The sequence below is a fragment of the Pseudomonas sp. NPDC099000 genome, from assembly GCF_044759925.1.
Lineage (GTDB): Bacteria > Pseudomonadota > Gammaproteobacteria > Pseudomonadales > Pseudomonadaceae > Aquipseudomonas.
The window spans coordinates 195,097-217,339 of the sequence record NZ_JBIWAF010000004.1 but is presented as its reverse complement, the minus strand read 5'-3'; the positions used below and the strand labels follow the sequence as shown (position 1 = coordinate 217,339).

21 protein-coding genes and 1 pseudogene are annotated in these 22,243 nt (G+C 57.1%); 14 read left to right on the top strand and 8 right to left on the bottom strand.

The window, feature by feature from the left end:
- Positions 1–48 precede the first annotated feature (48 nt).
- Positions 49–1,335 (bottom strand): phosphate regulon sensor histidine kinase PhoR, encoded by a 1,287-nt coding sequence (gene phoR / locus ACIQV9_RS07885; protein ID WP_403100024.1) that lies wholly within the window; start codon positions 1,333–1,335, stop codon positions 49–51.
- Positions 1,336–1,416: 81 nt separating this feature from the next.
- Positions 1,417–2,106: a phosphate regulon transcriptional regulator PhoB gene (gene phoB / locus ACIQV9_RS07880; protein WP_007896474.1), complete on the bottom strand. Its 690-nt coding sequence runs from the start codon at positions 2,104–2,106 to the stop codon at positions 1,417–1,419.
- A gap of 152 nt (positions 2,107–2,258) precedes the next feature.
- Between phoB and ACIQV9_RS07875 the strand changes: the two genes are divergently transcribed.
- Positions 2,259–2,651 (top strand): hypothetical protein, encoded by a 393-nt coding sequence (locus ACIQV9_RS07875; protein WP_403099883.1) that lies wholly within the window; start codon positions 2,259–2,261, stop codon positions 2,649–2,651.
- A gap of 48 nt (positions 2,652–2,699) precedes the next feature.
- Here the strand turns inward: ACIQV9_RS07875 and ubiA are convergent, their stop codons facing one another.
- Together ubiA and ACIQV9_RS07865 are read right to left on the bottom strand one after the other, a co-directional pair.
- Positions 2,700–3,590 carry a 4-hydroxybenzoate octaprenyltransferase gene (gene ubiA, locus ACIQV9_RS07870; protein WP_403099881.1) on the bottom strand — a complete coding sequence of 297 codons (891 nt, stop codon included), beginning with the start codon at positions 3,588–3,590 and terminating at the stop codon, positions 2,700–2,702.
- Entirely contained in the window at positions 3,590–4,153 is a 564-nt protein-coding gene (locus ACIQV9_RS07865; RefSeq protein ID WP_403099879.1) for a chorismate--pyruvate lyase family protein, read from the bottom strand. The genes ubiA and ACIQV9_RS07865 overlap by 1 nt, the downstream gene beginning before the upstream one ends.
- 201 nt (positions 4,154–4,354) lie before the next feature.
- On the opposite strand from ACIQV9_RS07865, the gene ACIQV9_RS07860 reads away from it, so the two are divergent.
- From ACIQV9_RS07860 to ACIQV9_RS07850, 3 genes are all read left to right on the top strand, one after another.
- Positions 4,355–4,522, top strand: a complete 168-nt coding sequence (locus tag ACIQV9_RS07860; protein ID WP_007954349.1) for a rubredoxin — start codon at positions 4,355–4,357, stop codon at positions 4,520–4,522.
- Between the two features lie 20 nt (positions 4,523–4,542).
- Positions 4,543–5,691, top strand: coding sequence for an NAD(P)/FAD-dependent oxidoreductase (locus tag ACIQV9_RS07855; protein WP_403099877.1), 1,149 nt, complete (start codon positions 4,543–4,545; stop codon positions 5,689–5,691).
- Positions 5,692–5,883: 192 nt separating this feature from the next.
- Positions 5,884–6,159, top strand: a complete 276-nt coding sequence (locus tag ACIQV9_RS07850; protein ID WP_003213368.1) for an HU family DNA-binding protein — start codon at positions 5,884–5,886, stop codon at positions 6,157–6,159.
- Between the two features lie 193 nt (positions 6,160–6,352).
- Here the strand turns inward: ACIQV9_RS07850 and ACIQV9_RS07845 are convergent, their stop codons facing one another.
- The 4 genes from ACIQV9_RS07845 to tssI all read right to left on the bottom strand — a co-directional run bounded on the left by ACIQV9_RS07845 (position 6,353) and on the right by tssI (position 12,388).
- On the bottom strand, positions 6,353–6,748 hold the full coding sequence (locus ACIQV9_RS07845; protein WP_403099876.1) for a DUF6124 family protein: 396 nt from the start codon (positions 6,746–6,748) through the stop codon (positions 6,353–6,355).
- A 418-nt stretch (positions 6,749–7,166) separates the two neighbouring features.
- The gene (locus tag ACIQV9_RS07840; RefSeq protein WP_403099874.1) at positions 7,167–8,276 is read right to left on the bottom strand and encodes a hypothetical protein; all 1,110 of its coding nucleotides are present in this window, start codon (positions 8,274–8,276) and stop codon (positions 7,167–7,169) included.
- A 13-nt stretch (positions 8,277–8,289) separates the two neighbouring features.
- Positions 8,290–8,976, bottom strand: a complete 687-nt coding sequence (locus ACIQV9_RS07835) for a DUF2931 family protein (protein ID WP_403099872.1) — start codon at positions 8,974–8,976, stop codon at positions 8,290–8,292.
- Entirely contained in the window at positions 8,969–12,388 is a 3,420-nt protein-coding gene (gene tssI / locus ACIQV9_RS07830; protein ID WP_403099871.1) for a type VI secretion system tip protein TssI/VgrG, read from the bottom strand. Before tssI ends, ACIQV9_RS07835 begins: the two co-directional genes overlap by 8 nt.
- Positions 12,389–13,091: 703 nt before the next feature.
- Here tssI and tssA point away from each other — a divergent pair.
- The 10 genes and pseudogenes from tssA (at position 13,092) to tssG (ending at position 22,242) form a co-directional block, all read left to right on the top strand.
- Positions 13,092–14,648: a type VI secretion system protein TssA gene (tssA, locus tag ACIQV9_RS07825; RefSeq protein ID WP_403099870.1), complete on the top strand. Its 1,557-nt coding sequence runs from the start codon at positions 13,092–13,094 to the stop codon at positions 14,646–14,648.
- A 32-nt stretch (positions 14,649–14,680) separates the two neighbouring features.
- On the top strand, positions 14,681–15,184 hold the full coding sequence (gene tssB / locus ACIQV9_RS07820; protein WP_403099869.1) for a type VI secretion system contractile sheath small subunit: 504 nt from the start codon (positions 14,681–14,683) through the stop codon (positions 15,182–15,184).
- 28 nt (positions 15,185–15,212) lie between these two features.
- A pseudogene (gene tssC, locus ACIQV9_RS07815) lies at positions 15,213–16,688 on the top strand (type VI secretion system contractile sheath large subunit).
- 13 nt (positions 16,689–16,701) lie between these two features.
- Positions 16,702–17,109 (top strand): type VI secretion system baseplate subunit TssE, encoded by a 408-nt coding sequence (gene tssE / locus ACIQV9_RS07810; protein ID WP_008150080.1) that lies wholly within the window; start codon positions 16,702–16,704, stop codon positions 17,107–17,109.
- Positions 17,110–17,119: 10 nt separating this feature from the next.
- On the top strand, positions 17,120–17,638 hold the full coding sequence (locus tag ACIQV9_RS07805) for a PAAR domain-containing protein (RefSeq protein ID WP_403099868.1): 519 nt from the start codon (positions 17,120–17,122) through the stop codon (positions 17,636–17,638).
- Positions 17,631–18,551 carry a hypothetical protein gene (locus ACIQV9_RS07800; protein WP_403099867.1) on the top strand — a complete coding sequence of 307 codons (921 nt, stop codon included), beginning with the start codon at positions 17,631–17,633 and terminating at the stop codon, positions 18,549–18,551. Before ACIQV9_RS07805 ends, ACIQV9_RS07800 begins: the two co-directional genes overlap by 8 nt.
- Positions 18,552–18,571: 20 nt before the next feature.
- Entirely contained in the window at positions 18,572–18,994 is a 423-nt protein-coding gene (locus ACIQV9_RS07795) for a hypothetical protein (protein WP_403099866.1), read from the top strand.
- A gap of 178 nt (positions 18,995–19,172) precedes the next feature.
- Entirely contained in the window at positions 19,173–19,394 is a 222-nt protein-coding gene (locus ACIQV9_RS07790; protein ID WP_084317734.1) for a hypothetical protein, read from the top strand.
- Positions 19,395–19,483: 89 nt separating this feature from the next.
- Entirely contained in the window at positions 19,484–21,271 is a 1,788-nt protein-coding gene (tssF, locus tag ACIQV9_RS07785; protein WP_403099863.1) for a type VI secretion system baseplate subunit TssF, read from the top strand.
- Positions 21,235–22,242: a type VI secretion system baseplate subunit TssG gene (gene tssG, locus ACIQV9_RS07780; RefSeq protein ID WP_401355008.1), complete on the top strand. Its 1,008-nt coding sequence runs from the start codon at positions 21,235–21,237 to the stop codon at positions 22,240–22,242. Before tssF ends, tssG begins: the two co-directional genes overlap by 37 nt.
- The last annotated feature ends 1 nt before the right edge of the window (position 22,243 follow it).

The window sequence follows — 22,243 nt, the reverse complement described above, 5'->3', positions numbered from 1 at the left end:
ATGTAGCGGCTGACCGGGCGATTGCCTAGTGGCGAGTGCTGGCCGGTATCAGTCAGCGGTGCTGATGACCCGGGTTTTCGTGACCTGAGCGGGCGCGAAATGGCAGATAAACGTGCTGCCATGCCCCGGCACACTGCTGATTTCCATCCGTGCGCGGTGGCGCAGCAGCACGTGTTTGACGATCGCCAGACCGAGGCCGGTGCCGCCGGTGTTGGAGTTGCGGCTGGAGTCGACGCGGTAGAAACGCTCGGTCAGGCGCGGCAGGTGTTTGCTGTCGATGCCGATCCCGGAATCCTGCACGCTCAGGTGTGCGCCTTGCTCATCGCCCCACCAGCGAATGCGGATATTGCCTTCGGCCGGGGTGTATTTCACCGCGTTGAACACCAGGTTGGAAAACGCGCTGCGCAATTCGGCTTCGCTGCCCTTGAGCAGAATCGTCGGATCGGCTTCCAGGGTGATGCGTTGGTTTTTCTGGCCGGATAACTGCTGGGCGTCGCTCGTGATCGATTGCAGCAAGCCGTCGATGGCCACGGGCTGGTTGTCCGAGGGGTAATCGGTGGCCTCCAGTTTGGCCAGCAGCAGCAAGTCGTTGAGCAAGGTCTGCATGCGCCCGCCTTGCTGCTGCATTTGCTGCAAGGCACGGGTCCAGCGCGGGTTCACTTCCTCGACGTTGTCGAGCAGGGTTTCCAGGTAGCCGCAGATCACTGTCAGCGGGGTGCGCAATTCGTGGGACACGTTGGCGATGAAGTCTTTGCGCATCTGTTCCAACTGATGGATACGCGTCACGTCGCGCACCAGCATCAGGTGTTCGTTGTTGCCGTAGCGGGTGATGTACAGCTGAATGCGTACGCGATCATTGGTCGGCGAAGGGATTTCCAGCGGTTCGGCGTAGCTGTCCTGCTCGAAATACTCCTTGAAGCGTGGATGGCGCACCAGGTTGGTCACCGGCTGGCCGCTGTCTTGCGGCGTCTTGAGGCCGAGCAGGGTTTCGGCGGCGCGGTTCCACCATTCCAGGTTGCCGTCGCTGTCGAGCATGATGACGGCGTCTTTCAGCGCTGCAGTGGATTCTTGGACACGATCGATCACCGCTTGCAGGCGTCCGCGCACGCGTTGGTCGCGGCGTTGCAGGTGGTAGATGCTGTCGAACACTTCGCCCCACAGGCCATAGCCGTCGGGTGGTGCTTCGTCGGGTTTGTGCAGCCGCAGCCATTCGTGCAGACGCAGCAATTGCTTGAGGGTCCAGGCCAGGTAAAGGCCCAGGCCCACGGCGAGACTCCAGCCGTAATAGCCGGTAATCAGGCCGATCACCAAACAGCCGGTCACCAGCAACAGCATGTGGCGAATCAGGGTGCCATGCCAGTTTTGGTTCAATTGAACACGCGTCCTTGTCAGCTTGTCGGGCGGGAACGGTCTTGGTCAGGCTTTGGTAGAAAAGCGGTAACCGGTGCCGCGCACGGTTTGTACCAGATTCTCATAGGCATCACCGAGGGCTTTGCGCAGACGGCGGATGTGCACGTCGACGGTGCGTTCTTCAACATATACGTTGCCACCCCAGACCTGATCCAGCAACTGGCCACGGGTGTAGGCACGTTCCTGGTGAGTCATGAAAAACTGCAACAGGCGGTATTCGGTCGGGCCCATCTCGGCGGGTTTGCCATCGATGGTCACGCGGTGGCTGATCGGGTCGAGCAGCAGGCCGCCGACTTCGATCGGTGCCTCGCCGTCGGTAGGGCCGGCACGGCGCAGCACGGCTTTGAGGCGCGCCACCAGCTCACGGGGGGAAAACGGTTTGGTGATGTAATCGTCAGCGCCGACTTCCAGGCCCTGGATTTTGTTGTCCTCTTCGCCCTTGGCGGTGAGCATGATGATCGGGATGTCCCCGGTCAGCTCATCGCGCTTGAGGCGACGGGCCAGCTCGATGCCGGACGTGCCGGGCAACATCCAGTCGAGCAGGATCAGGTCTGGCTTGCGGTCGACGATGATGGCATGGGCCTGCTGGGAGTTCTCAGCCTCCAGGCAGTCATAGCCGGCCATTTCCAACGCAACGGCGATCATTTCGCGAATGGGCGCTTCGTCGTCGACGATCAGAATGCTCCTGCCAACCATGCCTTAATCCTCTTGTCATTTAACTGTCTTGCGCCGCATTAGATAACGGAATTATTGCAGTCGTGTGACAGTATTTTAGTCGACCGGCGATTGTCATGATCCTGAACTAAGCTCTAAGTCCGAATCCTGACAACCACAAAAGGAAGGTTTCCATGAAGCAATACTCGCAATCCTTCAAAGCTTTGATGCTGACGGCGGTCATGGCTTTACCATCAATGGCCTTCGCGGCTGAGCCTGCAATGATGAAAGGCGATGTGATGGTCGATCAAAAGGGCATGACGGTGTACATGTACGACAAGGATGCTGACGGCAAGTCAATGTGTAACGATGAGTGCGCCAAAAACTGGCCGCCAATGATGGCTCCGGCGGGTGCCAAGGCCGAGGGCAAATGGAGTGTCATTAAGCGTGATGACGGCAAGATGCAATACGCTTACGACGGCATGCCGCTGTATACCTTTGTGAAGGACGAAAAGCCTGGAGAAATGAAAGGTGACGGCATGAAAGATGTCTGGCACGTCATCACCAATTCCGGACCTAAGAAGTAAGCGAGTCCAGAACCACAAACCTGCCCCCGTGCCGGGAGCAGGTTTGATTCAGCGCATCCCATAATCCAGCACAATCCCCACAAAAATCGCCAACCCGGCCCAGTGGTTGTGCAAAAACGCCTTGAAGCAGCGCATCCGGTCCTTGCCGCGGGTGTACCAGAACTCCCACGCGAAACAGCCCGCCGCCGCCAACAGTCCCAAGTGGAACCAGCCACCCAGCTCGAATTTCGATCCCGCCAGCAATAGGCAACCCAGCGCCAGGCCTTGCAACGTCAGAATGATGGCCCGGTCTGCGTCGCCAAACAAAATGGCGGTGGATTTCACGCCGATCTTCAAGTCGTCGTCGCGGTCGGTCATCGCATAGTAAGTGTCGTAGCCCACGGTCCACAGCAGGTTAGCGATCCACAGCAACCATGCCGCTGCCGGTAGCTCTCCGGTTTCGGCGGTGAACGCCATCGGCATGCCCCAGGAGAACGCCGCGCCGAGCACCACTTGCGGGTAATAGGTGTAGCGCTTCATGAACGGGTAGGTGAAGGCCAGTGCCAAACCGCCGAACGACAGCCAGACCGTTGCCGCATTGGTGCTCAACACCAGCAGGAAACTCACGCCCATCAGCAATGCGAAGAACACCAAGGCTTCTTTGGAGCTGATTTTGCCGCTCACCAAAGGGCGCTGTTCGGTTCGCTTCACGTGGCCGTCGACCTTGCGATCCGCCCAGTCGTTGATCACGCAGCCGCCGGCGCGCGTCAGCACCACGCCAAGGACGAAAATCACAATGTTGGCCAGGGATGGCGAACCTTTGCCGGCAATCCACAGCGCCCACAGCGTCGGCCACAGCAGCAGATAAATGCCGATCGGCTTGTCCATGCGGGTCAGCTGAATGAAATCCCAAGCCCGAGGATTCAAGCGGTTCAGGGACTTGAGCAGGCTTTGGTACATCAGCAGTTCTCCGGGTGGGCGCGGGTGGCGAGCCACAAGGTCGGCAGGAAAATCTCGGCCACCAGCACGCTCAGGGCGCCACGGTCAAAACGCGAACGACGGCCCCACAGTTCGGGGGCCCGGGACGCCAGCGGCAGCCATTCCTGAGGATAGTGACAAACCTCGATGGCGCGCCGCTGGAACGCCTGATCGCAAAACAGCAATTCGCCCAGGGAGCGGCTGCCCAGTTCGTCCATGTGCAAGCCGTCGCCCTGCAAGGCGCTGCGCGCCGCTACGCTGCGGGCAAACACCCACGCTTCGCCGTGCCCACGCAAATACACCTCGCGCACCCAGCCTTCGCTGCCTTCGGCCAGATCCAGCGCGGCACATTCGTCGGCGCGCAGCGGTTGCCAGCCTTCAAACAGCGGCGTGACGCTGAAACCGTCATTCGACAAGCGGATCAGCCGTCGGGTCAAAGAGCCTTCGTCGAACAGCCAGTCGAGGGTAGACGTGTCGGGGAGGGGCGTCAGTTGGCTTTGAGGGAGCCAGAGCGGGGTTGCAGAGGGGGATTTTGAGTGCGGCACAGTGAGTCATTATTGGCAGCAAATGAGGCGGCGAGCTTACCATGTCAGCCAGCGATTTTGATTGATCCGGGCCGCCGTTGCGCCGAACACGCTTGCATCTGCCGGGCCCGATCAGTACAAAACGCCCCTGAGCCGGACGGCATCGCTCCACCTGGTGACCGTCCGCGCCGCAATAAGCCTGAATCCTGAGGAAATACCTGAATGAAAAAGTGGCAATGTGTGGTCTGCGGCCTGATCTATAACGAAGCCGACGGCTGGCCGGACGACGGCATTGCGCCGGGCACGCTGTGGCAAGACGTACCGGAAGACTGGCTGTGCCCGGACTGCGGCGTAGGCAAAATGGATTTCGAAATGATCGAAATCAACTAAGACATTTAGAGGAGTAGGGAATGAACGCACCTGTCGTGATCGTCGGCACCGGGCTGGCTGGCTACAACCTGGCCCGGGAGTTTCGCAAACTCGATGGCGAAACCCCGCTGCTGCTGATTACCGCCGATGACGGACGCTCCTACTCCAAGCCGATGCTCTCCACCGGCTTCGGCAAAAACAAAGACGCCGACGGCCTGAGCATGGCCGAACCGGGTGCCATGGCCGAGCAATTGAAGGCCGAAGTGCGTACCCACACGCGCATAAGCGGCATCGATCCGGGCCACAAACGCCTGTGGATCGGTGAGGAAGCGGTGATATATCGCGACCTGATCCTGGCTTGGGGCGCAGAAACCGTGCGGGTGCCCATCGAAGGCGACGCGGCTGATGTGGTTTTCCCGATCAACGACCTGGAAGACTACGCCCGCTTTCGCGCGGCAGCGGCGGGCAAGCGCCGGGTGTTGCTGCTCGGCGCCGGCTTGATCGGTTGCGAGTTTGCCAATGACCTGATCCTCGGCGGCTACGAGGTGCAACTGGTTGCACCCTGCGAGCAAGTCATGCCGACCCTGCTGCACCCGGCGGCAGCCGCTGCGGTGCAGGCCGGGCTGGAAAGCCTGGGCGCGCGTTTCCACCTTGGGCCGGTGCTCAACCGCTTGCAGCGCGTCGCAGACGGCGTGGAAGCGCATCTGTCCGATGGCCAGGTGATTCCTTGCGACGTGGTGGTCTCGGCCATTGGCCTGCGTCCGCGCATCGATCTGGCGGCGGCAGCCGGTGTGCAGGTCAATCGCGGCGTGGTGGTCGACCGCCATCTGAAAACCTCCCACGCCAATATCTACGCCCTGGGCGACTGCGCCGAGGTCGATGGGCTGAATTTGTTGTACGTCATGCCCCTCATGAGCTGTGCGAGAGCGCTGGCGCAAACCCTCGCCGGCAACCCTACCGCCGTGAGTTACGGCCCGATGCCGATCACCGTGAAAACCCCGGTCTGCCCGTTGGTGGTTTCACCGCCGCCGCGGGGTGTGGAGGGCGTCTGGACGGTCGAAGGGCAGGGCGCGGACGTCAAAGCTTTATGCCGCGATGCCAGGGGAAAACTGCTCGGCTATGCCCTCACAGGCGCGGCCGTGATGGAAAAACTGGCCCTCAACAAAGAGCTTCCGGCACTGCTGGCGTAAATACCGGTCGTTCTGTCGGAATCACCCCGCTTTTGCCCCTACAAAGGTCGCGCCGAGACTGGCGCGGCTCTTCCGTGCGTGCCATTCTCACTCCCGTCTGCCGCAGAGTAGAGCACCTGCGGCGCCTTGGGCGCTGTTCCAACGAGAACAGCACGGACATAACAACAAAAAACCGTCAAAGGGGCTTCACTAATGCGTAAACCAGAACTCGCCGCTGCAATCGCTGAAAAAGCAGATCTCACCAAAGAGCAGGCCAACCGCGTTCTCAACGCCGTTCTCGAAGAAATCACCGGCGCTCTGCACCGCAAAGACAGCGTCACGCTGGTGGGCTTCGGTACCTTCCTGCAACGCCACCGCGGTGCCCGCACCGGTAAAAACCCGCAAACCGGTGAGCCTGTCAAAATCAAGGCCAGCAACACCGTTGCGTTCAAGCCAGGCAAGTCGTTGAAAGACAGCGTTAATCCATAATTGCGGCGAACTCCCTCAATAACGGGGAGAACCGTATTGAAAAATGGGCATACCGATTGAGTCGGGTGCCCATTTTTTATGGTTGGTAGCAATGCATTAGTCAGCGACCGGACACCGCGAGTCATCGGAACCCGAAGTGATGTGCCCGTGAGGCAATACAGTCTCACGGGTGCTCATTTTTATGGATTGCGGATCAACTGGCTCGGGTGTGTTTTCTGGCGAGAATCGCCGCCATTTCCGGCTCATCGAGGTCATCCAGCGCTCGTTCTACCAACAAATGCACGCCATCGGCCATGCGGCTGAGCGCCAAGGCTATGGAGCGTTGTGGGCCGTTCACATCGTCGGCGAGTTCGGCGGCGATGGCGCTGATGGACCGTGAGTCTTCCGAAGCGTTGGCAAGCAGCGCATCAGTATTGATGTCCGGGCAGACGCTGAAGAGTTGGCCGTTGCGTTTCGGTGGTTTCTGTTCGGCTGGCGGGAAGTGATGGTCGAGGGCGCGCTCGGCGGCGTCGTTGAGTTTTTTTGAATCAGGGCTTTCGTAAGGAGAGACCGGATCGGTGTCCGGCGGATTTGGAGTTACCTTGAACATGATCTTCAATTCCATAAGTGATGCTGACACCACTTCGCCGACTAAACGAAGGGGTGGCGGCTGTACGCAGGTTAGTCGGACCGGGGAATTGAAGAAGCCGGCGCACCCGAAGGTGCCCTGCGCACAGCCACCATCAAATACAGGTAGGAGATACCTGTCTGACGGAAGCTTGTGCAACTTCAATTACCAGCGGGCGACTAAACCCGTCCACTGACGATCAGTGACAGGAACCAAGTTACCGGCCGGCCAAAAGGCGCACAAGCCGGCGGATTCTGGCGTAGCCGTAGGTAACGGCGCAAGGTGTTGTAGCTTGCAGGACGTAACCTTGAGGCGTTTTAAACGGGCGCTGTCGGGCGGCGTTTAAGTCGCAGAGAAGCAACACCTGAACATCCATAAAATCCTCACCAGACCGAGAATGTTAACGACGGCGAAAGCACGCTTTGCCGTTGCCAAAATCCACCGCGAGGCAGTCAGGCTCGATGGCGAGTCGTAGGTCCTGAAACAATAGGGACAACTCACCATTGGCGGGCACGGTGTAATCCTTCCAATCCACACGCATCCATCTCATATCAGGCAGGGTAGGAAGCCACTCGATTTCGTCCTTTGAGCCTTGAGTGTGCAAGCCGATCTTCTCCAAGGTTCTCGTGGGAGAGTAGGGCAGGGATAATCTCTCTTGCTTCGAATCCGCCCACACCTGTTGCTCGGTAGAACCATCGTCAAACCTCCAGTACACATCGACAGGCGATATGGCTGGCGTGCTGATTGGATCGAAGTGATAAACCGTGATGAGGTAATTCTTCAGAATACGACCTTGTTCGTCATCGTTCAGATCACGTTGAATTTCGGCCAGCACCTTTTCTTTACGCGGGCTAAACGCGATTGGCTGGCTCTTCTCTTTTTTCCAGCCGATACCGAACCAGCGGCTATCCGGCGAAACGTCGAACCATTGAATTGGGCCGGAATTGCGGGATGTCCCGAAGCCTATTCTTGTTAGCGTTCTTTGTGGGTCGTAAGGCAGCCAAAGGTCTGTTGTTTCATTTGACTCCAGTAACTGCTGGCTCCCGGCGCCTTCGGAAAACTCGAAATAAAGGTACACGGGGTCGATGGCTGGGGGGGGTGGGTGCCGGTCGTACTGCATCTGCAAAATGTAGTGAGTCTGGGCGTAGTTAGCCGTGTCGTTATCGATCTCGTCGTAATTGCCGTGCTGGATTCGATAACTCTCCTCCAATTCAGCCAGGTTTCTTGTTCTGGGCATTTCGAAAACTAGCTTTTTAGCTGCGTGAGGGTCAGCTTCACTCGTGAGCTTCAGCTTATTGCTCTCGATACTCCACGTTCCCATCGCAGTACCGTTGGCACTCCCGTACGCAGCGGCTGCTGCAAAAGATCCGTCTTTTTTAAGAACCAGCCTGGCGGCCATTTCCATAGCCCCGTACAAGTAATAATCCCCCTCTATTGGGCGGGGCTGCTCTGCGGCGTTAGCACAAGGCAGCCACACAAACGCTGCGAAAAATATTGTTCTTAATTCCATTGATTTTCTCTCCTTACCAGCTTCCGAACGGGATACCGAATTTGTCGATGTAGGCTTTGGACTCCTCCGTAAGTGGGTAATAGGCGCCGCCTGACTGTCCCCTATATGGGCCTTCTGGACTGATCGTGCCTTGGACACGGGTTACTTCGGTAGACTGAAGGCAGGGCCCACCCAGCCACACCTTGGCGATTCCTCCTGGCGCCAGGCCGACAATCAGTAGCTTTCGGTAATCGGTTTTCCATTTGCCTACCGCACCGCAAAAAGCTTTTTCGTCCTTAAGCATGGTGTTCCTGGCAGATTGGGGAATCTCGATATAGGCCTCGTAGGTCTGCGGTTCTGCTATGGACTGCCAGCGTACATAGACCAAACGAGGCAGGTCGGCACCCGTTACATATCGCCCTTTTCCTCCTGGATCTTTAAACCATCCTTTTGCATCGCCCTTGAAGTGAGCCGGTATGCCTTTACTTAGCCCTCGGGGATAACCAGTCGCGGGAATTCCGCGACCCGCACCCCGGAATAGACGATCGTTGATATCAACGACATCGGCCGTTTCGATCCAGACTTCCATATAGTCGGGCGCAAAAAAATTGAGGCTCCAAGCGTCGTAAGGTAATGATCTGCTCTCGTAAGAGGCACATCCTCCCAACAACGCAAAAAGCAGCGTAAAGCCGGCCTTAAGCCGGGATGAGCCCTCACGCATTAGGATGCACCACGCGTTTATAGTTTTCGGCGGGTCGATCGATAAATATGATGTTCAGGTCGCTATTGTTCCATCCTTTGGCAGCGTTCCACTTCGCAGACAGATGGATGAAACGTTGATAGAGCAACTCCTCCTCAAACACGCTCAAGCCCGCCCTGCGAGTTTCGCCCAGTGCATAAGCCATCAGTTTTTGCGCGATGGTTTGTAGCTCGCCGGGTAAAGCAAACATTGGCTCTTTATCGTTGATAACGCGAAAAGGCACGTCATTCCTCGCTGCCAACTCACGCATGATGCGCAGGTAAATCAACGCCAGATCGTTTTGTACAGTCCGCTTGCTATGGACTGCCGCATAGACACTTTTCGATTTGGACCTATCGCCTTTAACGTTGCTTGTAGTCTCTACCGTCCAGGTTTTTACCTCCAGAGTCAGCCCATTCAGATTGAGCTGGTCCTGAAGACGACCGAGTTCTTGCTGAGCCAAGCGAAAGGCGGTTGACTCTGTAGAAGGCACGTACAGTTCCATGTCGCGGCTACAGCGCGGCTTGCTAAGCAGAACTTGTTCAATGATGTTCGGAAGATATCCGCCACCCAAGTCAGAGTGAGCGCCGGGCAGCACGATATCAGCGGCACCGGCACTGTTGAGTGAGAAGTTGTGGCGGCGTTCGTCCCGTGCAACTAAATGCACGACTTTTTTTGCGATATCGGGCGCCAGATACAAATTGACGCCGGGGTTTATAGCATCATGGACGCTCAAATCGGCTTCGGAAATACTCGCAACTGCGGCAGCGGTGTCGAATATGCCGATAAAGTTGATGGAGTCATCAGTGTTGGTGCGCCAGGAAAACTCCTTGGTAAACAACGTCGCATTGGCTGGTAGCAGCACCGCCAACGGACTCTTCTCTCCTTTCTGTACTTCATTGGCAAAATGCCGCGCCGCCGCCGCCCCCCGACTGAATCCGAAAATATCGAACTCAATACCCTCAACTTTTCGGTCTGGATTCATCCGTTGAAACCTTTCTATCCCTTCAAGAATGAGTGAAGGGCTTTGCTTAACCCTTGCCAATACACCGTGTGCACCCATGCCGGTTGCTAGTGAAAAAAGTGAATCCTGTTCACCACTGCTGGTACCGATGCCGTCCAGATAGACGGGTATGTACCCTATGGTTTCGTCATCAGCCAACAGCCGCTCACTGTCATTGGTGTACAGCTCATACAGCTTCGCCACATTACTCGTGTCATTCCCATAACTATCATCCGGCGTATTCCCCAAACCGTCATACCCATACGCCTTACAAAACCGCTGAATATCCTCAGCCTCCTCCAGCAGATTTACATCCCGCGCATAACATCCAGCCGCCATCTCACTGTTGGACCGGTTATTCCCGGTCCCATCAAAAAACACCCCAATCCGCAAAGTAATCCCTTCCTCTTCGACTTCTTCCTCCTCTTCCTCCAGCTCATCCGACACATCTTCTTCCAACGGCGCAGGCACAACGGACGCCAACAACCCCGCCACCGTACCCGGCACCAATGCATGCGCCGCCATTCCTTCCACTGGTGAACCGTCTTCCTCAATCTCGCTACTGCTAAAAACCCCATCAGCATCGATCACGATATGGTGACCACCCGCCTTCAAGGTAATGCTGGCGCCCCCGTCCAGCACCAGACTGGCCCCGGCCTTGATATGAACGTGCTCACCGGCCTCGACCACGAACGCTTCGCCGATCTGTGTATGGCTGCTCCCGACTATCTGTAGATAGTCACTGGCCTTGAGCTGAACCTTTCGATCCGCCGTAACCGTGCGATGTTCTTCAGCCCCGAGCACCGCGATGCTATTGCCCTTGATGGTTTCACGGCGTTCATTGCCCACGTCCAGATGGCTGTCGTTCTCGACCTTCTGCGCCATATCTCTTTGTGCGCGCAGGTAGATCAACTCCTGCCCGGCGCGGTCCTCAATCGACAGTTCGTTGTAACCGCCTGTGCTGGGGGAACTGTGGCTGCGCAGTACGGTTCTGGTTTTGTTCTCGGGCAAGGGGTAGGGCGGCGGCGCGACCTTGTTGATGAGGCAACCGGTTATCAATGGATTATCGGGATTGCCTTCGAGGTAGGTGACGAGGACTTCCATGCCGATACGCGGAATGATCACCGCACCAAAGTTGTCCCCGGCCCAGCTTGAGGCTACCCGCAGCCAGCAACTGCTGTTTTCACTGTTGCGCTCAGCGCGGTCCCAATGAAATTCGACTTTGACGCGGCCATATTCATCGCAGTAGATCTCTTCGCCGGCAGGCCCGGTGACGCGGGCGGTCTGGCAGACGAGCGGGGTTCGTTGTGCCGGCATCGGTGGTCGAAAAAACACATCCCATGGAATCGCACTGAAACTGTTGCGGTAGCCCTGGGTAAATCCGTCCTTGGATTCGGTAGTGGTGACTGACTCTTCGAGCACCTGAGGCTGCTTTCCAGAGTGGGTGACACTGAGCAGCAGCCATAGATCGTTGTACGTATCGCGTGGGTGATCCGTCAGACTGAAAAAGTGCCCGCAGCGCAGACTGGGCTGATCGCTTTCGCCCTCGGCCAATTGGTAATCGGCACGGTGTCGTTCCAGCGCCTGCCGGGCGAGTTGCTGGCCGAGTTTTTCACTCTCGAAGAATAGTGGGTAACGATAGTCTTCAAGCTCCGGGCTGAACTCAGCAGTGAAGCGACTTTCCAGTAAAAGGCTCGGGCGCTCCAGGTCGTAGTGTCGCCGGGTAACCCTGCAGGGGCGGGTGCTGAAACCCATGGATAACTGGCTGACGACGGGATGCTCCGCCACCATTCCGGAGTCTTGCTGATAGGAAGTTTCGCCCAGTTTGGGGAAGAAAGTCTGGTCGTCAGTGAACACCAGCACATGGCCTTCCCGCGAATGCTGGTGATGCCAGGAAATGCCGTCCTCGGCGCACAACCTCTGGACGAATTCAAAATCATTTTCGCGGTATTGCGTGCAGTATTCGCGCTCGGGACTCGTTTTGACGTGGAAGGTAAACGCATCGGCCTGGATGCCATGTCCCTTGAGTACCTTTTCGATGATTTGCGGCGCTGTCTGGTGCTGGAAAATCCGTTGGTCATGGCTGAACTGCAAGAAGTGCAGGGCCGGTACCAGGTTTATGCGATAGCGGGTCAGGCGCTTACCGACATCGCCTGTGGACACCGCCGCGATATGGCCATGAATGCCTTCGCCTTTGAGGCCGAATTGGAGAAATGCAGGTTGGTTGAGCAGACTCTCCAAATCGAAGTCGGGGTCTTCGCTGACCAGATCAATGTGAATTGAGTACAAGGCGCTGATGGTTTCAGTGCCATCGAAGGCCAGTACTTTGAAGTCGTTGCGAACCGTCGGGATCACGAGAGTGAATTGAGCGGCATTAGCCGGTGCGAACATGCGCTTATCCTTTTGCTTCGTAGTCGCTCGTCCTTGAGCGCAGAGAAGTGAAGATCGCGGCGTGCAGCCATGACTTGGCCTGAGCGCGCGATGATGCTCTGCACGCTAACAAGGCAAGGCAGAGCGGTATGTAAGACCGGGCTTGAAACTCGGTCAGATATTTCTGGATGTCAGAATGTTGCGTCAGTGTCAGCGAAGTTCATGCAACCACAGGGCGTATTGCCGAAGTTGAGCATTTATTCAAAATGAAAGTGCCATCAGCTTGATGGCACTTTTTTACATCTCAATTGTCGGAATCTGTTTTTTTAAAATTTCGGAAACATTTCGGAGGTTTCCTACATTCATGCTTGAAAATTATTGGCATGCTGCGCACCTGTCGCTGGGGGTGAGGCTCATTATCCCTGTCGAATTTTACGGGTGGGTCTAGGTCGATGGTTTCAGGGTGATCAGGTGAAGAGGTGATTATTAATGCGACATCAGGGAATCCCCTTACACATATAGGGATATCTCCTACACGTAATAAACAACAGTTCGTCTTGTTGTTTAATCGGATGCTTGCTAGTGGCCATCATTGTGATTACGATGCGCCCACTTGAAAGAGCACGACCTCAATTGGATGAGATTCATCGCAGCTCTTTGATACTGTCCCGCGCCGCTGCAACTGCAATTGGCGTTCGACCGTAATCCTAATTAAAGGCCATGGATGTCCTACTCAAGCAAACTTTCCGCTCATTACCTCGAACTCGCAAAAGCCTCTGTTTCCAAAGAGAAATTCGCGGGCGAGGACGTTCGTTTTTCGAGCGAATATGAGGCACTGGAAAGCGAGCTGGCGAAAGCCTCGTCCATGCACGAAAGCGGTCAGATCGACTGGCTGAAAATCCGTGAAAACAGCGAAAACCTGCTGCGCACCCAGTCCAAGGATTTGCGAGTCGGCGCCTGGCTGACGTGGGCCTTGTACCAGCGCGAATCGTTCCAGGGCCTGTTGGCCGGCCTCGGTTTGTTGCACCACCTGTGCGAGAACCACTGGGCCGAAGTCCATCCGAACAAGGCCCGTACCCGCTCGGCTGCGATCAGTTGGCTGGTGCCGCGTCTCGAGCAGGTGCTGACCGAAAACGTTGCGATCAAAGAGCAGTTGCCGATGTTCCGGCGGCTGGTCGAACACCTTGAAGGGCTCGATGCCGCTTGCACCGAGCACCTGGGCGACGACGCGCCGCTGCTGCTGCCGATCTCCCGCCGCCTGAAAAACATGGTGCAACGCGCCGCCGACAACCAGCCGGAACCCGGCGTGGTGGGCGCTGCGGTGGCCCAAGTCAAACAGGCCGCCACGCAGCTGTTCACCCCCGGCGCACCGATCGACAACGAAAAAGAAGCCCACAAGGCCCTGCGCGCCCAGCAGGAAAGCGCCCGTCCGTTGTGTGCCTGGTGGCTCAAGCAGAAAGCCACCGACCTGCGCGCCTTGCGCCTCAATCGCACGCTGCTGTGGCTGCCCATCGACGCGGTGCCTGAGCGCAACGCCGAGCAAATCACCGTGTTGCGCGGCTTGCCCGCGGACAAGCTAAAGGCCTATCAGGACCGTTACGATCAGGCCAAATACGCCGACCTGCTGGTGGAACTGGAGGCGAGCCTGGCGAAGGCGCCGTTCTGGTTCGATGGCCAGCGAATGGTCTGGGAATGCCTCCAGGGCCTGAACGCCGAGATGGCAATGCGCGAAGTGGAAATCCACTTCGCGCTTTTGATTCAGCGCCTGCCCGGCATCGTCGAATTGCGTTTCCACGACGGCGCGCCGTTCGCCGATCCTGCCACCCGCGCCTGGATCAGCGCCAACGTCATGCCGCACCTGCAAAGCGCCAGTGCGCCGCGCAAGGTCGAAGTCGCCGACACCCAGCCAGCCTGGGAAGTGGCCCTCGAAGAAGTCTTGCCGATTTTGCGCAAGGACGGCCTCAAGGCCGCCGTGCAGATCCTCAAGCAGGGCCTGCAAAGTGCCCACGGCGGACGCGTCCGATTCTTCTGGCAGTTCGCCCTCGCGCGGCTGTGCTTCATGGCCAAGAAATACGAACTGGCCAAGACCCAACTCGAAACCCTCGACCAAACATTACAGGACTCAGGCCTGAACGCCTGGGAGCCCGATCTTGCGCTGGAAGTGCTGCATTTACTGCATAGCTGCTGCGAGTTGTTGCCGCAGAACCATGCCGTACGTGAACGCAAGGAAGAGATTTATCGCAGGCTGTGCCACCTCGACCTCGAAGTGGTACTCGAATAGGCCCCAGGGCCACAACCGCAAGGAGAAAAGCCATGGCCAAAGAAGGCTCGGTAGCCCCCAAGGAACGCATCAACGTCACCTTCAAACCTGCCACCGGTGGTGCACAGGAAGAGATCGAACTGCCGTTGAAACTACTGGCAATCGGTGACTACACCCACCGCAAGGACGAACGCAAAGTCGAAGATCGCAAGCCGATCAGCATCGACAAAATGACGTTTGACGAAGTGCTGGCCAAGCAAGAGCTGACCCTGACACTGAGCGTGCCGAACCGTCTTCAGGAAGAAGGTGACACTGAAGAACTGGCCGTGAAACTGCGCGTCAACTCGATGAAGGACTTCAACCCGGCCTCGCTGGTCGAGCAAGTGCCTGAGCTGAAAAAACTGATGGAACTGCGCGACGCGCTGGTGGCCCTCAAAGGCCCGCTGGGTAACGCGCCTGCGTTCCGCAAAGCCATCGAAGGCGTTCTCGCCGACGACGAATCCCGCGGTCGCGTACTGGGTGAGCTGGGCTTGAACGCCGCAGCCCAGGACGCCTGAGTCTCCATCAGCCAAGGAAGCCAACACCATGAGCACTAGCGCAGCACAGCAAAAGAGCAAAGAGAACGGCGAATACAGCATTCTCGACAGCATCATCGCCGAAACCCGCCTGACGCCGGACGACGAAGCCTACGACATCGCCAAACGCGGTGTGTCGGCCTTCATTGAAGAACTGCTCAAGCCCCAGAACAACGGTGAGCCGGTCAAGAAAGCCATGGTTGACCGCATGATCGCCGAGATCGATGCCAAGCTCAGCCGCCAGATGGACGAAATCCTGCACCACCCTGACTTCCAGTCCCTGGAATCGTCGTGGCGTGGTCTGCAGTTGCTGGTCGACCGCACCAACTTTCGCGAAAACATCAAGATTGAAATCCTCAACGTCTCCAAAGAAGACCTGCTGGACGATTTCGACGATTCGCCGGAAGTGATGCAGTCGGGCCTGTACAAGCACATCTACACCGCTGAATACGGTCAGTTCGGTGGTCAGCCTGTGGGCGCGATCATCGCCAACTACTTCATGTCCCCAAGCTCGCCGGACGTGAAACTGATGCAATACGTGTCCAGCGTTGCCTGCATGTCGCACGCACCATTCATTGCTGCTGCCGGCCCGAAATTCTTCGGCCTGGAAAGCTTCACCGGCCTGCCGGACCTGAAGGATCTGAAAGATCACTTCGAAGGCCCGCAATTCGCCAAATGGCAGAGCTTCCGCCAGTCGGAAGACTCCCGTTACGTTGGCCTGACCGTGCCGCGTTTCCTGCTGCGTAACCCGTACGACCCGGAAGAAAACCCGGTCAAATCGTTCGTGTACAAAGAAACCGTCGCCAACAGCCACGAGCATTACCTGTGGGGCAACACGGCCTACGCGTTTGGCACCAAGCTGACCGACAGCTTCGCCAAATTCCGCTGGTGCCCGAACATCATCGGCCCGCAGAGCGGTGGCGCAGTTGAAGACCTGCCGTTGCACCACTTCGAAAGCATGGGCGAAATCGAAACCAAGATTCCTACGGAAGTTCTGGTTAGCGACCGTCGTGAATACGAACTGGCCGAGGAAGGCTTCATCTCCCTGACCATGCGCAACGGCTCCGACAACGCGGCGTTCTTCTCCGCCAGCTCGGTGCAGAAGCCGTAGTTCTTCGGCATCAGCGCAGTAGGCAAGGCAGCAGAGCTGAACTACAAGCTCGGCACCCAACTGCCGTACATGATGATCGTCAACCGCCTGGCTCACTACTTGAAAGTGCTGCAGCGCGAGCAACTCGGTTCGTGGAAAGAACGTACCGACCTCGAGCTGGAACTCAACAAGTGGATCCGCCAGTACGTGGCCGACCAGGAAAACCCAAGCGCCGAAGTCCGTGGCCGCCGTCCACTGCGCGCTGCCCAGATCATCGTCAGCGATGTTGAAGGCGAGCCTGGCTGGTACCGCGTCAGCCTGAACGTGCGTCCGCACTTCAAGTACATGGGTGCCGATTTCACCCTGTCGCTGGTTGGCAAGCTGGACAAAGAGTAAGCGGAGCTAACTCATGACTGGATACGGCAGCCTTTTCGAACGCCTGGGTGGCGACGCGGACAAACGCGTCGGCTGGAGCCGCGAGGTCTCCGCCATGGCGTCCGTGGCTGCCCATCTGGCCAAGATGCTCAGCACCCGTGCGGGCAGCGTGCAAACGCTGTCCGATTACGGGCTACCCGATCTCAATGACATGCGTCTGAGCCTGCACGACTCCCTGAGTCAGGCCCGTCTGGCCATCGAAAATTTCATCGAAGCCTACGAGCCACGCCTGAGCAATGTGCGTGTCATCTCCCTGCCGCGTGATCACGATCAGCTTCGCCTGTCCTTCAGCATCGAAGGCCTGCTGGAAGTTGATGGTTTCAAGCGCCAGGTCAGTTTCGCCGCGCGCCTGGATGGCAGCGGTCAAGTCAAGGTCAACTAAGGAGATTCGTATGTCCGGCAAACCAGCAGCCCGCGTATCCGACCCCACCGCTTGCCCGCTCCCCGGCCACGGCACCAACCCGATCGCCGCCGGTTCCGGCGACGTCTTCTTCGACGGCCTCGCGGCCGCCCGCCAAGGCGATGCCTCGGCGTGTGGTGGTGCGATGGTTGGCGATCTTGCGACGACGGTTTTGATTAATGGGAAACCGGCGGCCACCGTGGGTTCTGTTGGCACTCATGGCAACAAGGTTACGGCTGGGTCCGGGACGGTGATTATCGGGAATTCGCATTCGCCGGTGCCGTTTGTGCCTCCTGTTCCAATGCCAGGTTACTTCAACGATTTTTTTGTGTTGCGGGATGAAGAGGGGAATCCAGTTGCAAATTATGGCTACCGATTAGAAACCGAGTCGGGTGAGGTCTATGAAGGGGTAACAGACGCCAGCGGCCATACCAAAGCTGTCAGTACTGGCAAAGCTTCTCAGATACTTAAAGTCTCTCTTCTCACTCCAGCAGGTGTTGCGAATGTCTAATGCGACGCCTTTGGCTCAAGCTTCCTCAACCCCTTCGACTAATCGTGACGGACAAGTCGCGACCGTAAAACTAGCGAAGCTATCAACGTATGAGTTCAACGTCAGGTCGTTTCATCCGGGGAAAACATTTGGCTGGAGCGGCTTTAATTTTGAAGGGGATGCGCGCGGCTTTTCGTTAAAGCCCAGCGGGCTGTCTGGTGTTCAGGGAACGCTAATAACTTCACGTGTATGGCATAAGTTTTTTGTAAAGCTGGCAACGAACGAAGTTACTGATACGCAAACGGAGTCGAATGACTCCGGAAAAGCGGGTGCTGAGCATACTCACTATGATGCAGAGCTGAAACCGAAGGGTGGAAGCTGGCCGTCAATTAAAACCGAAAAGGGTGCGGTTACTACTGTGTGGGTAGACGGTGGCTACGCGGGTGAGAATCACGCCTTTCCGTTTTCTGCGGAAACTAAGAAACTCACAGGTATGACGTTCGTACCAAGTCTAGATGTTAGTTACAAAATTATAATGACACTCGACCGAGTAGCTAAACATTTGGATGTCGTAACGTATATCACGGGTGATGGTTTTCCAAATTGTGAGGCGTTTATTTCTGATCCGTCTGGGAAGTCTATCTTTCTCGGCGTACATGTCCGAAAGGCGGCGGCCCTGATTGCCTTGTTTGGTGACAAGAAGTACCCAATGATTTCTTCGGCGATTCGCATAGAGGTTGATGGTGATGGGAACTTCAAAGAAAAGCTGGGAAATGAGATGAGAAGGCGAAAACTGAAAAAGGAACAGCTGGAAATGCGGCCGATTGAAGAGTGGAACGACTTTTTCATCAATCTCAGCCCCAACGATGGTCGTTGGATGGGTATTTGGGAGGAGCCTATGCCGGACTCCAATACCGAGTCGACATTGAAATGACATATAGGAGTTATTTCAAATTGGCAATCTGGTCGCCAGCAGTTTTGTTGCCAATTCTGTTGATGCTTGATGCTTTCTATTTTTCCAAACCCCTGCAAGGTGGAGTGGAGCAGTTCTTTCTTCTCTACGTGCTCGGTTTTGGTCTCGCCGCATATGTTTTGTTTGCAGTTTTTTCTTTACGTGTGATTTCTAAAAAAACCGAGTTGGAAGTTTTGCGGCTTGCGCGGTGGGCCCCAGTAATTTTTATTCCGTTTTATGGTGTTCCCTGGATTTTGTATGGCGTTGGATGTTTGATATTTGGCAGGCTTGCTGGTTTTGGAATGATGTTTTTGTGGTTGGCTTATACCCCCTATGTTTTAGTTGTTGGAGTGTTTTTTTCGTTTGTTACTATTTTTCTTTTTAAGGTGATGCGCAAATTTTCTCTGTTTTCCGAGAGGCACTAAAAATGTTTGTAGTAGTTTCTGCGGATGGCGTGCGGGACGCCTATGGATTGAATGGTTTCTCATTTTTCAAAAAAATGGGACTGTCCCCGCCCCCATTTTTCCTACGCCCTGCAAGCCGTCAAATGTGAGCGCAATGGTTATCAGCGCAGCTGGACCCTCAGGATGGAGCCTTTTGCCCATGATCGACGTATCAGACGAGATGCGCATGTATCTGATGTTCATCGCCGACAGCAATCTGTTCGGCGGCATCGCGATCTTGAGTTTTCTGCTGATTGTCACGGCGATCAGCAGGCGACTGCGCCAGTCATGGCTGCATCGCGCGCTGACTTTCATGGTCCTGATTTCATTGGTGGCCATCGAAATCGCGGGCAGCTGTTACTCCTCGGTGCCTCCCGCATAAACATGCTGGCCCGCATCGTCTGCGCCGGTGTGACAGTCGCGCTCTACAGGACAGTTTTTTCATGAGATCCACCACCAGGAAGGTACCCCGTGTCCTTTAACCACTACTACCAAAGCGAACTCACCGCACTTCGCCAGTTAGGTCGTCGATTCGCCGAGCGTAGCCCGGCATTGGCGCCTTTCCTTGGCCAGGCCGGGCGGGATCCAGACGTGGAGCGGTTGCTTGAGGGCTTCGCTTTCCTGACCGGCCGCCTGCGCCAGAAGCTTGATGACGAACTGCCAGAACTCAGCCATTCCCTGATGCACCTGCTGTGGCCCAACTACATGCGGCCGCTGCCGGCGTTCAGCATTTTGCAGTTCGATCCGTTGAAGCGTTCGGGGCCTGCGTTGATGGTCGAACGCGACACGCCGATTGAAAGTGTGCCGATCGATGACGTGCGTTGCCGCTTCCGCACCTGCTACCCGACCGAAGTCTTGCCGCTGGATCTGGCCGCGCTGAATTACTCGGTGAAGGGCGACGGTTCGCTGTTGAGCCTGCGTCTGGAGATGAGCGCTGACGGTCACCTCGGTGAACTGGAGTTGAGTCGCCTGCGCCTGCACTTCGCCGGTGAGCGCTACATCAGCCAGATGCTTTACCTCAGTCTGCTGCGCAATCTGGAAGGCATCGAGCTGATCCCGCTGGACGGCGCCGGCAAACCCATCAATGGCGTCAACGGCATGCCGATGGCGTTCAAGATGCCCGGCGACCGCGTGCAGCCGGTGGGTTTTGCCGAAGAAGAGGCGTTGATCCCGTATCCGCTGAACACCTTCCGTGGCTACCGCTACTTGCAGGAATATTTCGCCTTCCAGGACAAGTTCCTGTTCGTCGACGTCAACGGTCTGGACATGCTCAAGGCATTGCCGGAAGACACGCTCAAGCAAATGCGCGGTCTCGAATTGCGCTTCGACATTCGCAAGAGCGGCATCATGCGGATGCGTCCGACCCTGGACAACGTGAAGCTCTACTGCACGCCGATCGTGAACCTGTTCAAGCACGACGCCTTGCCGATCCGCCTCGACGGCAAGCAAGACGAATACCTGCTGCTGCCGGCGGAATTCGATCTGCAAAACTGCGGCGTGTTCTCGGTGGAAACCGTGACGGGATGGAAGCCCGGCGGCCTCGGTTATCAGGAATACGTGCCGTTCGAATCGTTCGAGCACGACCCGAGTTTCGACGTGCCCAACAGCCGTCCGCATTACAGCATCCGCCAGCGTTCGTCCCTGTTGCACGACGGCCTCGACACCTACCTGAGCTTCGGCATCCGTCACACCGAAGCGCACGAAACCCTGTCGATCGAGCTGATGTGCACCAACCAGAACCTGCCTAAAAAGCTCAAGCTCGGCGACATCAGCCAAGCCTGTGAAGAGACGCCGGAGTTCCTGAGTTTCCGCAACATCACCCCGGCCACGCCCAGTTATGCGCCGCCGCTGAACCGTGACTTCCTCTGGAAGCTGATCAGCAACATGTCGCTCAACTACCTGTCGCTGGCAGACGTCAATGCGTTGAAGGTGATTCTGGAAACCTACGACCTGCCGCGCTACTACGACCAACACGCTGAAAAAGTCAGCAAACGCCTGCTGGGCGGGCTCAAGTCGATCAAGCATCAACACGTCGACCGGTTGCACCGAGGGTTGCCGGTTCGCGGGTTGCGCACCGAGCTGACCATCGACCCGGAAGGGTATATCGGCGAGGGCGACCTGTTCGTTTTCGCCTCGGTTCTTAACGAGTTTTTCGCGCTTTACGCCAGTCTCAATTCGTACCACGAGCTGCGGGTAAAAAGCACACAGGGAGAGGTGTACCAATGGACACCACGTATGGGCCTTCAGCCGCTTCTCTAAGCGGACTGACCCGAGGAATACGCGAGTACTCGCTGTTTCAGGCCGTGCTGCTGGTGGTTGACCGGCTGCGCGAGGCCCACCCGCACCTGAGCCAGGACGATCTGTACGACCAGCTCGAATTCCAGGCCAACCCGAGCCTGGGCTTCCCGGGCAGTGACGTCGATCGCGTGGAGTTTTTCCACGAGCACGGGCACATGCGCGCGCGCCTGCGTTTCAACCTGATCGGCCTGGTCGGCTCCGGTTCGCCGCTGCCGGCGTTCTACGGTGAACAGGCCCTGGGCGACAGCGAAGACGGCAACCCGACCCGCAACTTCCTCGACCTGTTCCACCATCGCCTGCAACGGCTGATGCTGCCGATCTGGCGCAAGTACCGCTACCGCGCCAGTTTCGAGAGCGGCGCCCTCGACCCGTTCTCGGCGCAACTGTTTGCCTTGATCGGCCTCGGTGGCGAAGAGATCCGCAAGGCCCAGGAACTGAACTGGAAACGCCTGCTGCCGTACCTCGGTTTGCTCAGCTTGCGGGCGCACTCGGCGGCGCTGATCGAAGCGGTGCTGCGTTACTACTTCAAGCATGCCGAACTGACCATCGAGCAGTGCATCGAGCGCCGCGTGGAAATTCTCGACGAGCAGCGCAATCGTTTGGGCCGCGCCAACAGCCTGCTCGGCGAAGACCTGGTGCTGGGCGAACACGTGCGCGACCGCAGCGGCAAATTCCGCATCCACATCCGCGAGCTCGACTGGCAACGCTTCCACGAATTTCTGCCGATCGGTTTCGGCTACCAGCCGCTCTGCGCGCTGGTGCGGTTCACCCTGCGTGACCCGCTTGATTACGACATTCGCCTGGTGTTGCGCCAGGAAGAAATCCGCGAACTGCGCATCGGTGAGCAAAACGCCTGTCGCCTGGGATGGACCAGTTGGCTGGGCCGCGAAAAAGCGGACGGCGTGGTGACCCTGGGCAGCAAAATTCATTAAG